This is a genomic window from Saccharothrix espanaensis DSM 44229, from assembly GCF_000328705.1.
Lineage (GTDB): Bacteria > Actinomycetota > Actinomycetes > Mycobacteriales > Pseudonocardiaceae > Actinosynnema > Actinosynnema espanaense.
In genome coordinates, this window is the sequence record NC_019673.1 from 6,153,940 (window position 1) to 6,169,357 (window position 15,418).

General features: G+C 74.0%; 7 protein-coding genes. All 7 read right to left on the reverse strand.

Going from position 1 to position 15,418, the window contains the following annotated elements; translation table 11 throughout:
• Positions 1-36: 36 nt before the first annotated feature.
• From BN6_RS26600 to BN6_RS26630, 7 genes are read right to left on the reverse strand one after another with little or no spacing between them, the layout of a single operon-like run.
• Positions 37-285, reverse strand: coding sequence for an acyl carrier protein (locus BN6_RS26600; RefSeq protein WP_015102876.1), 249 nt, complete (start codon positions 283-285; stop codon positions 37-39).
• Between the two features lie 16 nt (positions 286-301).
• A complete protein-coding gene (locus BN6_RS26605) occupies positions 302-2,077 on the reverse strand; it encodes a fatty acyl-AMP ligase (RefSeq protein WP_015102877.1) in 1,776 nt (591 codons plus the stop codon).
• Positions 2,074-3,276: an acyl-CoA dehydrogenase family protein gene (locus tag BN6_RS26610; protein WP_015102878.1), complete on the reverse strand. Its 1,203-nt coding sequence runs from the start codon at positions 3,274-3,276 to the stop codon at positions 2,074-2,076. The genes BN6_RS26605 and BN6_RS26610 overlap by 4 nt, the downstream gene beginning before the upstream one ends.
• 10 nt (positions 3,277-3,286) lie before the next feature.
• Entirely contained in the window at positions 3,287-4,426 is a 1,140-nt protein-coding gene (locus BN6_RS26615) for an acyl-CoA dehydrogenase family protein (RefSeq protein WP_015102879.1), read from the reverse strand.
• Positions 4,423-5,262, reverse strand: a complete 840-nt coding sequence (locus BN6_RS26620; RefSeq protein ID WP_015102880.1) for a thioesterase II family protein — start codon at positions 5,260-5,262, stop codon at positions 4,423-4,425. Before BN6_RS26620 ends, BN6_RS26615 begins: the two co-directional genes overlap by 4 nt.
• Before the next feature lie 7 nt (positions 5,263-5,269).
• A complete protein-coding gene (locus BN6_RS26625; protein WP_015102881.1) occupies positions 5,270-9,949 on the reverse strand; it encodes a non-ribosomal peptide synthetase in 4,680 nt (1,559 codons plus the stop codon).
• 20 nt (positions 9,950-9,969) lie between these two features.
• Positions 9,970-15,393, reverse strand: coding sequence for a type I polyketide synthase (locus BN6_RS26630; protein ID WP_015102882.1), 5,424 nt, complete (start codon positions 15,391-15,393; stop codon positions 9,970-9,972).
• Between the last annotated feature and the right edge of the window lie 25 nt (positions 15,394-15,418).

The following is a 15,418-nucleotide window of genomic DNA, read 5'->3' on the forward strand; positions in this document are numbered from 1 at the left end:
CGCCGGCCCCGCACCCCGGCCGGGATCCGGGGCTGTTCACGGCCGGGTCGGGCCGTTCCCGCGGCGCTCGGCCACCATCCGGTCGATGTCGCCGACGGTAGCGGCGGACACCAGGTCCTCCTCGCTGATCTCCACGCCGAGTTGGCTGGACAGGCTCACCGACAGCTCGACTATCGACAGCGAGTCCAGACCCGCGTCCTCCAGGCTGTGCTCGGGGCGCACCGCCGCTTCGTCGAGGTCGAGGTCGTCGACCAGGATCCGCACGAGTTCTTCGTCCACCTTCATCTCCCTCCTCTGCCGGTCACTCGGCGCTGCGCGCCGGACGCGCGCCCTCGCCGACGACGATCAACGTGCCGTCGAGGTAGCGGTCCCGGCACGCGCGGCGCTGCAACTTGCCGCTGGACGTCTTCGGCACGGTGCCGCGCCGCAGGAACACGACGTCGTGCACGTGGATGTCGTGGTGCGCGGCGACACTGCGGCGCACCGCCGCCCGCAGTCGGCCGGGATCGGCGTCCGTGCCCGGCTGCAACTCCGCCGCCACCACGACCCGTTCCTCTTCGCCGGTGTCCACGGAGAACGCGACGACGTTGCCGGGCCGCACCGCCGCGACCCCTTCCTCCACGGTCGACTCGATGTCGATCGCGTGGTGGTTGCGGCCGTCGACGACCATGACGTCCTTGCGCCGCCCCGCGATGAACAACGAGTCGTCGTGGAAGAAGCCGAGGTCCCCGGTGCGCAGCCACCCCGGCTCGCCGTCCAGGACCGCGTCGAAGATCTCGCCCGCGCGGTTCCCGGCCGGGGACTCGTCCCCGCCCCGGTAACCCGCCCAGTAACCCGCGCAGACGTTCGCGCCGCGCACCCAGATCTCGCCGACCTCACCCGGTCCGGCCGCCAGCCGGGTCTCCGGGTCCACGATCCGCACGTCCTGCCCCGCGGGCGCCCCGCAGCCCACCATGATCATCCCGCCGGGGTCCCCGTCCGCGATCCGCCGGGCGCGGCCCGCGGTCAACTCGGCGCGGTCGAAGGAGAAGACCGGCGGCTCCCGCTCGACCGGGACGGCGGTCACCAGCAGGGTCGCCTCGGCCAGGCCGTAGACGGGGGTGTGCGCGGAGGACCGGAAGCCGCACTCCGCGAAGGCTTCGGTGAACCGGGCCAGCGAACGCGCCCGCACGGGCTCCGCGCCGTTGCCGGCGAAGACCAGCCGGGACAGGTCCAGGCCGGCGCGCTCCTCGGCCGGGACCCGGTCCACGCACATGTCGAACCCGAAGTTGGGGCACAGCACGTGGGTCGCCTCGTGGTCGTGCAGCAGCCGCAGCCAGCGCAGCGGCTCCCGCACGAACGCGAGCGGCGACAGGTGGACGATCGGGAACCCGCGCGCCAGCGGCAGGACCACGCCGAACACCAGACCCATGTCGTGGAAGAACGGGCTCCAGCTCACCGTCGTGGAGCGCTCGTCGAAGCGCAGGGCGGTGACCAGCTGGGCCGCCGCCACGGCCATGTTCCGGTGGGTCACCCGCACGCCCGCGGGACGCCGGGTCGACCCGGAGGTGTACTGGAGGTAGGCGGTCGCCCCGGGCCGGGCGCGCACCGGTTCCCACGGCGCGTGCGGCTCGGGTTCGACCTCGTCGGGGCAGACGATCCGGACCGGTTGGGACAGCGGGATCCCGGCCACCGCGTCCCGGGACGCGCTCGGTGCGATCGCCACCTCGCAACCGCAGTCGTCCATCGCCGGCGCCACCCTGTCGTGGTGGCGGTAGGAGCTCGGCGCGGTCAGCGGGACCGCGACCAGCCCGGCGTAGAGGCAGGCGACGAAGCCGACGACGAAGTCCACCCCGGTCGGGCACAGCAGCGCGGCCCGCGCGCCCGGCCGGGCGACCTCGCGCAGCCGCGCGCCGACCGCGCGGACCCGCGCGTCGAGCTCCCCGCAGGTCAGCTCCCGGGCCACCCCGCGCGGGTCGGCGGAGTAGTCGACGAACGTCATCGCCGTGCGGCCGGGATCGGCTTCGGCGCGCCGGCGGACGACCGCGGGCAGCCCGTCGGCCTGCCCTGTCCAGGTGGTCTCCGACAGGACACTCACCTCCGGCTCCCCCGCGCCCGGGAGCGCGAGGCGCCCAGCACGCCGCCCGCGATGGTGCGCAGGAGGATGTTCGACGTGCCTTCGTAGATCTGCCCGATCATCGCGTCCCGGTAGAACTTCTCCACCGGGTAGGCCGTGGAGAACCCGTTGCCGCCGAAGGTCTGGACGGCCTGCGACGCCGCCCGCCCGGCCACCTGCGAGGCGAAGTACTTGGCCATCGCGCACCGTGACAGCATCTCGGGTACGGAGCCGCCGCCGTCGGCCAGGCGGGCCGTGTCGTGCACGAGCAGGCGCGCCGCCTCGATGTCGGTCGCCACCCGGGCGAGCGGCAGCTGCACGCCCTGGAAGCCGGAGATGGGTTGGCCGAACTGCCGGCGCTGGTCGGCGTACTCGACGGCCGCCTCCAGGGCACCGGTGGCCAGCCCCACCATCTGCGCGGCGATGCCGATGCGGCCGATGTTGAGCGTGTCGACGGCGATGTCGTAGCCGTCGCCCTCCTCCCCCAGCCGGTCCTCCAGCGGCACGCGCACGCCGTCGAACCGCACCTCGCAGGTGGAGCTGGCCCGGATCCCGAGCTTCTCCTCGTTGGGCCCCACGTCGAGCCCCGGTGCGTCCCGCGGCACGAGGAACGCCGTGATGCCGTGCACGCCGTGCTCGGGCGCGGCGTTGGCGAACACGACGAACAGACCGGCCTCCCGGGCGTTGGTCGTCCAGACCTTCCGCCCGTCCAGCACGTAGTCGCCGCCCTCGCGCCGCGCCCGCGCCCGCAGGGCGAAGGCGTCGCTGCCCGACTCGGACTCGGTCAGCGCGTACGCGCCCACGAGGTCGCGGGCCAGCCGGGGCAGGTGCCGCTCCTGCTGCGCCGGGCTGCCCCAACGGATCAGCGCGGTGTTGACCAGGACGTTCTGCACGTCGACGCAGACCGCCACCGACGGGTCGACCCGGGCGAGCTCGGCGATGGCCAGCGCGCTCATGAACACCGAGCCGCCCGCGCCGCCGAACCGCTCCGGGATCTGGACGCCCATCAGACCCAGCGCGAACAGCTCGTCGATCAGGTCGCGCGGGATGCGGGCGTCGCGGTCCATCCGGTCCACCCGCGGCCGCAGCTTCTCCCGCGCCCACTTGCCGACGGTGTCCCGCAGGGCTTCCTCCTCGTCCAGGAGCTCGGCGCGTCGGGTGACGCCGGACGCTGCTTGCATGACATGCCCCTCACTGGAATGCGGACAGCCCCAACACGGACCGGGCCACCACGAGTTTGTGAATCTCGGTCGTTCCCTCGGCGATGGTCAGGGCCCGGGCGTCGCGGTAGTGGCGTTCGAGCGGGTAGTCCGGCGACAGGCCGTTGGCCCCGTGGATCTGGATCGCCTCCGACGCCACCCGCACCGCCATCTCGGTGGCGTACGCCTTGGCCATCGACGCCTCGCGGTCCGAGCGCCGGCCCTCCTGGATGGAGAGCAGCGCGCGGTGGATGAGCAGCCGCGAGGCGTCGATGTCGACGGCCATCGTGTAGACCTTGTCCTGGATGAGCTGGAACTCCCCGATCAGCCGGCCGAACTGGCGCCGCTTCCTGGCGTAGGCGACCGACGCCTCCAGCGCCGCCCGGGCGATGCCCAGGGAGATCACCGCCATCCGGCACCGCGCCCACTGCAACATCTGGAAGACCAGTTGCAGGTTCTTGAGCGAGCCCTCCGGGCCGACGCAGTTCTCCCGCGGCACGCGGCAGTCCTCGAAGGTCATCTCGGAGGTCACGAACGCGGTGAGCCCGAGCTTGGGCAGGTCCCGGGTCCGGTAGGGCGACCGCTCGCGCTCGACGATGATCGGCCTGATCTCCCCCCGCCCGCCGTCCTCGACCACCCGGCACAGGACCACCGCGTAGTCGGAGATGTCGGCGTTGGAGATCCAGCGCTTGCGGCCGTTGATGACGTACTCGTCGCCGTCGGCGACCGCCCGGGTCTCCATGGCCGCGTTGTTCGAGCCGTGCTCCGGCTCGGTGGAGGCCAGGCAGCCGATCTTCGCGCCGCCGAGCAGGGCCGGCACCGCCCGCTCGCGCAACCCGGGCGGGCCCACCGCGGCGATGTAGCGGGCGCACGCGTGGGAGACCATCAGGCAGCCCTCCAGGGACGGGAACACCCTGGCCAGCTCCTCGCTCGCCAACGCGCCCGCCACCTCGTCCCGCGCCACCTCCTCCACCGGGTAACCGTGGCCCCGCAACGTCTTCACGATCTGCGGCAGCATGTCCAGCGGCAGCTGGTCGTCGGAGTAGCGGTCACCGAGCGGCCTGATGTCCTCCTCCAGGCCCGCGCGCAGCGAAGCCAGCCGGTCCTGTGCGGTCACCGGTTCCGTGCTCATGGTCGCCAAGCCTCCCCCCGGCCCGCGTGCAGGCGTTCGAGCTGACCGGTCACGGCCCAGGCGAACCGCTGCCGCGCCGTGTCGATGAAGAAGTGGCCACCGGGCAGAGTGGTCACCGTGAAGTCGCCGGTGGTGTGCGCGCCCCAGCCCTCCAGGCCGGCGCGCGGCACGGTCGCGTCCTCGCTGCCGCCGAAGGCCGCGATCGGGCAGTCGAGCGGGCGGCCGGACTCGTGGTCGTAGGTCTCGTCCAGGCCCAGGTCGGCGCGGATGACCGGCAGCATCACGTCGACGAGCTCCTCGTTGTCGAGCATGGGGTTGTGCTGCCCGGCGAGCTGGTGGAGGCCCTCGACCAGGTCCGCGCGGGTGAGCTCGTGCAGCGGCGGTCTGGTCGACCGCAGGTGCGGGGCCCGCGCCGCGCCCACGAACAGGGCCTCGGGCCCCGGCCGGCCCCGCCGGGCGAGCTCGCGCGCGGTCTCGAAGCCGATCAGCGCACCGACGCTGTACCCGAGCAGCACGAACGGCCGGCGGACCTCCTCATCGACGGCGTCGGTGACCTGCTCGACGAGCGGGCCGAGCCGAGTCAGCGGCGGCTCGCCGAGCCGGCGGCCGTGGCCGGGCAGCTCGACGGCGCACACCTCGACGACGTCGGGCAGGTCCGCGGCCAGCCCCTTGAAGGCCGACGCCCGGCCCCCGGAGTAGGGCAGGCAGACCAGGCGCAGGCGCGCGGCCGGGTTCGGCCGCGGGCGCTGGATCCACTCGCGGTGGCCCGCCCGGCTCGCGACGGGGGCGGGACCCCCGTCGCGAGCCGGGTCGAGCCGCTCGGGTGACTCCCGCATCGGCCGGTCAGGTCGTCGAGCCGGCGACCCGGGCGGCCGCGCCGAACCGCTGCACGAACCGGGCGACCGACTCCTCCGGGATCAGCACGCCGTCGCACTGCGGGGGCCCGCCCGTGTAGCCGTTGCGGCGCAGGGCGTCGATGTGCCCGGCGGCGCGGTCGGGGTCGGCCGGGCCGGTGGCCGGCGCGATGCCCGGCTGCGCGACGAGCACGTTGGACAGGACCGAACTGGTGACCTGGGTGGTGCTGAACGCGTCGGGCGTGTTGGCGGCGAACCAGTCGACGCCCTCCTGCCCGGCCAGCTCGTACATCAGCGGCGGCCAGCCGAACAGCTTCTGCATCGGCGTCGCGCACTCGATCACGTCGCCCTGGCTGAACAGCAGGTCGGCCTTCTCCTCGATCCTGGCCAGCGCCACGTCCCGGTCGTAGCACGGCGGGATCGAGTCGTCGACCAGCATGGTGCCCGGCCGGAGCTTGGCGATGTCGACGATGTCGGGCGCATTGGTGTCCGCGCTGATCACGGTCGTCTCGTAGAACTCGTCGGGCAGCTTGGAGATCCCGCCGATGATCTGGATCTCCCCCCGGTAGCCGAGCACGTTGACCGCCTCGTCCGCGGCCTTCCTGAGCCGGCCGGTGAGGCCGGCCGCCGGGCCACGCGGGCTGTCGCTGGTCGCCGCGTAGGGGTCGCACAGGACGAGCTTGCGCGGGTGCGGCAGGTGCTTGAGCAGCAGGTGCATCGACGCCTTGCCGACCGAGCCGACGCCGAGGATGCCCAGCACCTCGTCCTGCATCCGGCGGCCGGTCATCCGCAGCATGTTCTCCACGTTCAGCAGCACCGCCGCGGACGTGGTCTCGTGGCCGCTGGTGACCGGCGGGAGGTCCGTGCGGTCCGCGATGGCGGCGGCGACGCTGCGGGCGTAGTCCGTCGCGGTCACCAGCAGGCCGCTGAGCGAGATGTTCTTGGCGCCCAGCCGGGCCCCCATCTCGATCCCGCCGATGATCGTCTCGACCAGCCGGTCCCGGTTCAGGTACAGGTCCGCGGTGTCCAGGCGCGGGACCATGATGGTGGCGATGCGGCCGAGGTTGGTCTCGACGATGCCGCACAGGTGCGGCAGGTCGAGCGCGGTCAGCCGGTGCGCGACGTCGCCGGGGTCGAGCCCCGCGCGCTCGAACAGGCCCGCCGGCGTGGCCAGCACGCCCGCGCCGTCGACCCGCGGCAGCTGACCGGCCGAGTACAGGGTCAGCAGGTCGCGCTTCTCGGTGCGCACGCTGCCGGGCTTGACCTCGCCGTTCCCGTTCGCGCTGACCACTTTCCCGTCCTCCGTCCGGTCCTGCCCGGCGGCGTCACCGTCGCCGAACGACGCCGAGAGCTCGGCGATGGTGGGGTGGGCGAACAGGAAGCGCACCCCGAGCTGCTTGCCCACCGTGTCGGAGATCTTCGACACCAGGTTCACCGCTTGCAGCGAGTCGTCGCTGAGCTCGAAGAAGCTGTCGTGGACGCCCACCTCCTCCAGCCCCAGCACGTCGCACCAGTGCCGGGCCAGCTCAACCTCCAGCGGGGTGCGCGGCGCGACCGGCCCGCCGGCCGCGTCGAGCTGCGGGACGTCGGCGCCGGCCAGCGCGTCGCGGTCGATCTTCCCGTTGGCCGTCAGCGGGAGCTCGTCGCGCAGCACCACCGTCTTGGGGACCATGTACTCGGGCAGCTTGTCGCGGACGAACGTCCGCAACTCGCCCGTCTCGGGCTTGCGCCCGCCGGCGGCCACCACGTACGCCACCAGCCTCTTGCCGTCACCCCCGTCGTCCACGGCCAGCACGACCGCTTCGCGCACCGCGGGGTGTTCCCGGATGGTGCTCTCGATCTCGCCGAGCTCGATCCGGTAACCGCCGATCTTCACCTGGAAGTCCTCCCTGCCCAGAATCTCGATGCTGCCGTCAGGAAGACGGCGGCCGATGTCACCGGTCCGGTACAGGCGTTCACCGGTCCGCGGATGGGTGATGAAAGCGGCGCTCGTGGCCTGCTCGTCGCGCCAGTAGCCGTCGGCCACGCCCACGCCGCCGATGTACAGCCCGCCCGGCACGCGGAGCGGCCGCACGTCGAGGTCGCGGTCGAGGACGTGCACCTGCTGGTTGGCCAGCGGCTTGCCGTACGGGATGCTCGTCCAGTCCGGGTCCACCCGGTGCACCTCGTGGGTGATCGACCAGATCGAGGCTTCGGTCGCGCCGCCGAGGCTGATCACCCGGACGTCGGGCACCAGCCGGCGCAGCCGGTCCGGGAGGGTGACCGGGATCCAGTCGCCGCTGAGCATGGCGACCCGCAGCGAGGCGGGCACCTCCGCCCGCACGCCCTCGGCGTACTGGACCAGCAGCCCCATGAAGCCCGGCACGGAGTTCCACACCGTGACCCGCTCGTCCCGGATCAGGTCGAGCCAGTGCGCCGGGTCGCGCAGCCCGGACTCGTCGGGCAGCACCAGCCGCCCGCCGGCCGCGAGCGTGCCGAACACGTCGTAGACCGAGAGGTCGAAGCTCAACGACGACAGGCCGAGCACGCCGTCGTCGGGGCCGATCCCGAACCGCCGGTTGATGTCGACGATCGTGTTCAGCGCGCTGCGGTGGGAGATCATCACGCCCTTGGGCACGCCCGTGGAGCCCGACGTGAAGATCACGTACGCCAGGTCGTCCTCGCGCTGGACGGGTTCGAGCGGCTCCTCGGAGACCTCGGTGAGCAGTTGGGTGTCCACCCGCAGCCGGCGGGTGTTCTCCGGCCACTCGACGTGCCGGTCCACGCGTTGCCGGGTGAGCACGACGCCGACCCCGGCCGCCGCCAGGACGCGGTGCAGCCGCTCGCGCGGCAGCGAGGCGTCCAGCGGCAGGTACGCCGCGCCGGACTTGAGCACGCCGAGCACGGCCGGCACCTGCGCCCAGCCCTTGTCCATCACCACGCCGACCAGCGTGTTGGGCCGGACGCCCTGGTCGCGCAGCCAGCGGCCGATGCGGGTGGCGTGCCGGTCGAGCTCCCCGTAGGTGATCGTCCCGGCCGCCGACACGACCGCCGGCCGGTCGGGCTGGTCGGCCGCCTGCGCCTCGAACTGGCCGTGCAGCAGGCCCTCCGGCACGGGCGCCGCCGTGGAGTTCGCCTCGGCCTGCGTCAACCGGTGGGCCTCGGGGACGAGGTAGCGGCGGCTGCGCTCCTCCCAGCTGCCCGGCACCTCGGCGAGCCGCCGCACGTGCCGCACGAACGCGTCGAGCATGTCCTCGGCGAGCCCGGGCGGGAACACCGAGTCCAGGACGTCCCAGATGAACTCCAGGCCGCCGTTGCGCACGGCGCTGCGCACCTCCAGGTACACCTGCGGGGTCTGGCTGACGGTGTAGCCGAGCTCGCCCAGCCCGGAGATGTCCAGGCTGCTCATCTCGACGCTGTTGAACACCACGTAGGTGTTGCGCCGGGGCGTCCCGCCGTACGCCTTGGCCAGCTCGCGCATCACCTGCACGCCGCTGACGTAGCGGCAGTGCTCCAAGTCCTCGATGAGCTGGCGCTGCAGGCGCTGCGCGCGTTCGAGGAACGTGGAGTCGGGCACCGAGGTCACCCGGAGGTGGTTGGGCAGGGCGAAGCTGCCGACGATCTTGTCCACGTCCTCGTGGATCGGCATCCGGTCCCAGAACGGGGCGTTGACGCTGAACTCCTCGGTCTTGCTCCACAGCGCGGCGACGTCGCAGAAGGCGGTCAGCAGCGCCACGCCCGGCATCAGGCCGGACTCCTGCACCCGCGCCTTGAACCGCGCCCAGGAGTCGGCTTCGAGGATCCGGGCGGTCAGCGCCTTGGACACCATCGGCCCGTCGGTCCGGGCGACCTGGATGGGCAGCTCCGGCGGCGGCGGGAGGGTGGGCAGCCGCCGCCGCCAGTAGTCCAGCGCCCGCTCGTGCACGGGTGTGCCCTTCAGCGCCGTCTTGGCCACCACGTAGTCCCGGGTGGACAGCCCGATCGCCGGCAGCTGCTCGCCGGTGTTGAGCAGCGAGAGCTCCCGCCAGATCTGCATCAGGCTCAACGAGTCGGCGACGAGCAGGCTCGACCCGAGGTGCAGCCGCGTGCGGTCGCCGTCGAGCAGGGTGGCGCGCATCCGGAACAGCGGCCAGGTGTCCCGGGCGAACACCTCGCGCGGCATCTCCAGGCGGAGCTCGGCCATCCGCGCGGCGATCTCCTCCTCCGACCGGCCGCGCAGGTCGGTCACCTCGATCTCGTACTCCGGCACCTCCGGGAGGATCTTGTTGCGCCCGTCCGGGAGCACGACGGCGCGCAGCATGGCGTGCCGCTGGATCACCTGCCGCCAGGAGGCCGTGAACCGGTCGAGGTCGAGCCCGACGGCGTCGACCTCGATGTAGCCGTTGCCGGACAGCTCGCCGATCTCGAACGCGTCGCGCCCGCCGGCGAAGATGGCCTGCTGCATGTCGGTGAGCGGGAACGGCTCGTGCAGCTCCGCCGGCGCCGGCACGACCTTCGGGATCGCCGCGGGCAGGTCGGCGGCGCGCTCCCGCAACGTGGTGAGGATCCCGTCCTTGTGCTCCTTCAGCGCGGTGCGCAGTTCGTCGGTGAGGGCGTCCCGGGGTGCGCGGACGCGGAGCTCGTCCCCGTCGGCCCAGAGGAGCACACCGCGTCGTGCGAGGTCCGCGACCAGCTCCTGCACGGTTGTCATTGCTTCGCCTCCAGGTGAGGTCAGAGAACTTCGAACTCTTCCCAGGCATCGGATCCCGAGCCGTCGTCGGGCGGTGGCGCGCCGCCGGCCGCGGCGGCGGCCAGCATCTGCTCGGCGAGCTGCCGCACGCCGGCGCCCTCCAGCGCGGCGGCCAGCGGCAGCGACATCCCGAACTCCACTTCGACCTGGTTCTTCATACCGACCGCGACCAGGGAGTCCAGTCCCACCTCGGTCAGCGGCAGGTCTGCGTCGAGCTGCTCGGGTTTCAGGCCGAGCGCGCGGGCGATCACGTCGTGCAAGTAGGCCTGGAACAGCTTTTGGCGCTGCGCCGGTTCGGTGGCCAGCAGGTCCTCGACGGTGAGCGCGCGCCGCCGAACGGCCGGCCGGTCCGGCTCGGCCCCGGCGACGAGTTCGGCGATCAGCGGGGAGGTTCCGGCCGCCGCCGCCCAGCGCTGCCAGTCGACCAGCCCCACGACGACCTGCGCCGCCTCGGCGCCGAACAGCAGCCCCAGCCACCCGGTGCCGCCAGTGGGCGTGATGCCCTCGACCCCGGCGCGCTCGACGAACCGGCCGACGCCGTCGGGCCGCACCGACAACCCCGTGTCCTGCCACGGCCCCCACGCGATGCTCAGCGCCGGGAGCCCCCGCGCCGCGCGCCACGCGGCCAGCGCGTCGAGGAAGGTGTTGGCCGCCGCGTAGTTGCCCTGCCCCGGCGAGCCGAGCACCCCGGCCAGCGAGGAGAACAGGACGAAGAAGTCCAGCGGCAGGCCGGCCGTCAGGGTGTGCAGGTTCCACGCCCCGACGGCCTTCGGGTCGAACGCGGTCGACAGGCGCGCCGGGTCGAGCACGGCCAGGGTGGCGTCGTCGAGGACACCGGCCGCGTGCACGACGCCCCGGACGGGCGGCATGGACTCCGCCGCGTCGGCGAGGACCGCCGCCAGCGCCCGGTCGTCGCCGACGTCGGCACGGGCGACGTGGATCTCCGCGCCCGCCTCGCGCAGCGCCCGCAGTTCCCGGTCGGCGGCCTCGTCGGCGCCCCGGCGACCGAGGAGCAGGAGGTGCCGCGCGCCGCGGTCGACCAGCCACCGCCCGACCAGCAGCCCCAACGCGCCCAGGCCGCCGGTGACGAGGTAGGTCGCGTCCGCCCGCACGACGTCGGCGGGCACCGCCCGCGGCGCGGCCCGGCGGACCAGGCGCGCCACGTGCCGCACCCCGCCCCGGACGGCGATCTGGGTCTCCGGGTCGTCGGCCCGCAACTCGTCGGCGAGCCACCGCGCCGCCGCCGGGCCGGGGTCGGGGTCGAGGTCCACCAGCGTGGGCCGCAGCCCGGGGTGCTCGACCGCAGCCACCCTGCCGAGCCCCCAGACCGACGCGTGCGCCACCGACGTCGGGGACGACCCGCCGACGGCGTGGACGCCGGCGGTCGTCAGCCAGAGCCGCGGGCCGCCCTGCGCCGGCGCGTCCCGCGCGAGCGCGTGGAGCAGGTGCAGGACGCTGACCGCGCCGCGTTGTTGCCCGGCGCGCAGCGCGTCCGGACGCGGGTCCGCCGGGCCGTCACCGCCCGCGTCCAGGCTCCACAGGTGCGCGACCCCCTTCAGCGACCCCAGCCGCTCCCGCGCCACCTCGACTGCCCGGCGCACGTCGTCGCCGCCGTCGGGGCGGATCACGAGCCGCTCGGGGTCCGTGTCGTCGTAGGAGTCACCGGCGTTCGCCAGGAGGACCCGCTCGCCGTCCTCGACCAGGTGTGCCGCCACCTGTGCACCCATGCCGCGCTCGTCGGCGAGGACCAGCCAACCACCGCCGGACCGGCTCGACGGCCCCGCCGCACGTTCCCGGCGCGGCCAGTCGACTTCGTAGAGCGCGCGGTCCAGGGTGGTCGACGCGGGCAGCAGGGCGTCACTGTCCAGCTGCCTGATGTGGACGCCGTCGAGGACGGCGACGGTGGTCCCGTCCTCGGTGGCCAGCAGGACGTCACCGACCACGCCGGCCGCGACGGCATCACCCGCCGCGCGGACGCGGGCGTGGACCCAGAGGCGGTCCTGCCGCCCCACGCCCGATGGCGCCGCGGTCACCCGGTCGATGGCGAACGGGACGTGCGGGCGCTCGTCGGCGTCGACATCGCCCCGGAAGGCGGCGACCAGGACCTGGAGGGCGGCGTCGAGCAGCGCCGGGTGGACGCCGTGGTAGCCGGTGTCCGCGGCCACCTCGGCGGGCGCGACGACGACGGCGAGCGCCTCCCGGTCACCGCGCCAGAGCCCGTCGACCGCCCGGAACGCCGGCCCGTACTCCAGCCCGCGCCGGTGCAGGGCCTGGTAGAAGTCGGCCGGGTCGACCGGGTCCGGGCAGCGCGCGCGGACGGCGTCCAGGTCCGGCACCGGGAGGTCCGGCGGAGCCCCGGGCACGATGGTGCCGGTCATGTGCAGCGTCCACTCCGGTTGGCGTCCGGCGCCGCCGGCAGGGTGCGCGTACGCGCGGACCTCGGCACCTCCGCCATCCACAGTGGACACCCGGAGCTGGAGCGTCGCGGTCTCGGTGTCCGCCAGGGCGAGCATGTGCCGGAACTCGACGTCGGCGACGACACCGGACCCAGGCACGGCCACCGCCGCCGCCGCGCGCGCCATCTCCAGCCACGCGGCACCGGGCAGCACGGCGACGCCCTGCACCCGGTGATCGTCCAGGACGGGCTGCCCCGCGACGGCGATCACGCTCTCCCAGACGTGGCCACCCGCTTCGTCGGCGAGCCGCAGGTGCTGCCCGAGCAACGGGTGGCCGCCGCGACCGGGCAGGTGCGGCGAAGTGCCCGCGGGCAGCCAGCTCCGCTCCCGCTGCCAGGGGTAGCCAGGCAGCCGCACCAGGCCGCGGGGCCCGAGGTGCAACGCGGTCCAGTCGGGGTCGAAACCGAGGGCGTAGAGCGCGCCGAGCGAGGTCAGCGCGACCTCGCGCGGTGGTTCGTCACGACGCAGCGACGGCAGGAGCACGACCTCCCGGCCGCGGGCCTGGGCACCCTGCGCGATCGCGGGCAGGAGGCCGGGGTGCGGCGCCAGTTCCACGAACACGTCGTGGCCGTCGTCGAGCAGGGCCTCCACGGCCGGCGCGAACAGCACCGGCTCGCGGATGTTCTGCGCCCAGTACCCGCCGTCGAGGGCGCGCGGGTCGTCCCGGCGGCCGGTCACCGTCGAGTACATCGGCAGTCGCGGCGGGGTCGGCCGCAGCCCGCACAGGGCGTCGGCGAGGTCGTCCACGAGCGGGTCCATCTGCGGGCTGTGCGAGGCGAAGTCGACCGACCGGAGGACCCGGCAGAAGGTGCCGCGGGCCTCCAGCCGGGCGGTGACCCGCTCGACGGCGTCCGGGTCGCCGGAGATCACGGTCGAGGTCGGCGCGTTGACCGCGGCCACCGAGACCCGGCCCTCCAGCCCGCGCAGCTCCTCCCGCACGGCGGCGACGGGGAGCTCGACGACGGCCATCCGCCCCCGGCCCGACACGGTGCGGATCGCCCGGCCGCGCCGGCAGATGACGCGCACGGCGTCCTCCAGGCCGAGCGCGCCCGACAGGTGCGCCGCCGCCACCTCGCCCATGCTGTGGCCGACCACGGCGTCCGGCACGACGCCCCGCGACCGCCACAGCGCCGCCAGCGCGACCTGGAGGGAGAACAGCGCCGGCTGGCAGAAGTCCGGCTCGGTCAACCGGGAGGTCTTCTCGTCGGCCCACAGCTGCTCCAGCACCGACCACCCGGCCTCGGCCCGCACCAGGCGGTCGCACTCCTCCAGCGCGGCGAGCAGCGCGGGCTCCTCGCGCAGCTCCGGGTCCAGCGGCCACCAGACCGGCCCCTGCCCCGAGCAGACGAACACCAGCCGGCGGTGGCGGCGTCGACCCGAGTCGCCGGAGATCGCGCCGGGGGCGGGGTCGCCCGCCAGGAAGGCGCGCAGTCGCGCCGCGGCGTCGGCCCGGGAGCCGGAGACGACCGCGAGGCGGTGGCGGTGGTGCGAGCGGCGGGATCCCGCGGTGTAGGACAGGTCGGCGAGGTCCGCTCCCCCGTCGCCGGTGAGCACGTCGAGGTACCGTCGCGCGGTCTGCCGCAGCGCTTCCGGGCTCCGGGCGGAGAGCGGGAGCAGCACGGACCCCTCCACGCGCGGCGGGGCGGAGCCGGGGTAGGGGCGGACCGGCGGCGCCTCCTCCAGCACCACGTGGGCGACCGTCCCGCCGAAGCCGAACGAGCTCACGCCCGCCCGGACCGGCCCCTCGCCCCGCGGCCACGGCTCGCGGGTGCGCGCGACCCGCAGCCGCAGCGACTCGAAGTCGATGCGCGGGTTGGGGTTCTCGACGTGCAGGCTGGCCGGGATCTCCCGGTGCTCCAGCATCAGCACGGTCTTGATCACACCCGCGATGCCGGCGGCGGCTTCCAGGTGGCCGATGTTCGACTTGACCGAGCCGATGACGCACGGGCGCTCCGCCGGTCGGCCGCGACCCAGCACGTTGCCCAGCGCCTGGGCCTCCATCGTGTCGCCGAGGGCGGTCCCGGTGCCGTGCGCCTCGACGTAGTCGATGTCGCTCGACGCGACGCCGCTGTTGCGGTGCGCGGCGCGCAGCAGGTCTTCCTGCGAACGCCCGTTCGGTGCCATCAAACCGTTGGTGCGCCCGTCCTGCGCGACCGCGCCACCGCGGATCACCGCCCGGATCGGGTCGTGGTCGGCGAGCGCGCGCTCCAACGGCTTGAGCACCACCACCCCCGCGCCCTCGCCGCGCACGTAACCGTCGGCGGCGGCGTCGAAGGTCTTGCAGCGCCCGTCCGGGGCCATCACGCCGGCCTTGCTGAAGTTGATCCCGAAGGCGGGCGACAGGATCAGGTTCACGCCGCCGGCGAGCGCGAGCCGTGACTGCCCGCTCCACAGGCTCTGGCACGCGGAGTGCAGCGCCACCAGGGAGGACGAGCAGGCGGTGTCGACGGCGACGCTCGGGCCGCGCAGGTCGAGCGCGTAGGAGATCCGGTTGGCCGCCACGCCGAGGGCGACGCCGGTGCCCCAGTACGCGTCGACACCGTCCAGACGGGACGCTTGCAGCAGCGCGTAGTCGAAGCTGCTGATGCCGACGAAGACGCCGGTGTCGCTGCCCGCCAGCGCCGCAGCCGGCTGCCCGGAGTCCTCCAGCGCCTCCCACGCGACCTCCAGCAGCAACCGCTGCTGCGGGTCGATGGCACTGGCCTCACGGGGCGAGATGCCGAAGAACTCGCGGTCGAAGCGGTCGACGCCGTCCAGGAAACCGCCCCAGCGAGTGATCATCTTGCCGGGTGCGGCGGGGTCGGCGTCGTAGAACTCGTCGACCTCCCAGCGATCCGGCGGCACCTCGCTGATCGCGTCCACCCCGTCCCGCAGGAGCCGCCAGTACTCCTCGGGGCCGTCGGCGCCGGGGAACCGGCACCCCACACCGATGATCGCGATGGGCTCCATCCGCCACGCCTCCCCGTTCCGGTCG

What these genes read in the sequence shown, in the direction of transcription:
- BN6_RS26600 (WP_015102876.1), bottom strand. Translation starts at nt 285, where the DNA reads ATGAAGGTGGACGAAGAACTCGTGCGGATCCTGGTCGACGACCTCGAC.
- BN6_RS26610 (WP_015102878.1), bottom strand. Translation starts at nt 3,276, where the DNA reads ATGCAAGCAGCGTCCGGCGTCACCCGACGCGCCGAGCTCCTGGACGAG.
- BN6_RS26615 (WP_015102879.1), bottom strand. Translation starts at nt 4,426, where the DNA reads ATGAGCACGGAACCGGTGACCGCACAGGACCGGCTGGCTTCGCTGCGC.
- BN6_RS26620 (WP_015102880.1), bottom strand. Translation starts at nt 5,262, where the DNA reads ATGCGGGAGTCACCCGAGCGGCTCGACCCGGCTCGCGACGGGGGTCCC.
- BN6_RS26625 (WP_015102881.1), bottom strand. Translation starts at nt 9,949, where the DNA reads ATGACAACCGTGCAGGAGCTGGTCGCGGACCTCGCACGACGCGGTGTG.
- BN6_RS26630 (WP_015102882.1), bottom strand. Translation starts at nt 15,393, where the DNA reads ATGGAGCCCATCGCGATCATCGGTGTGGGGTGCCGGTTCCCCGGCGCC.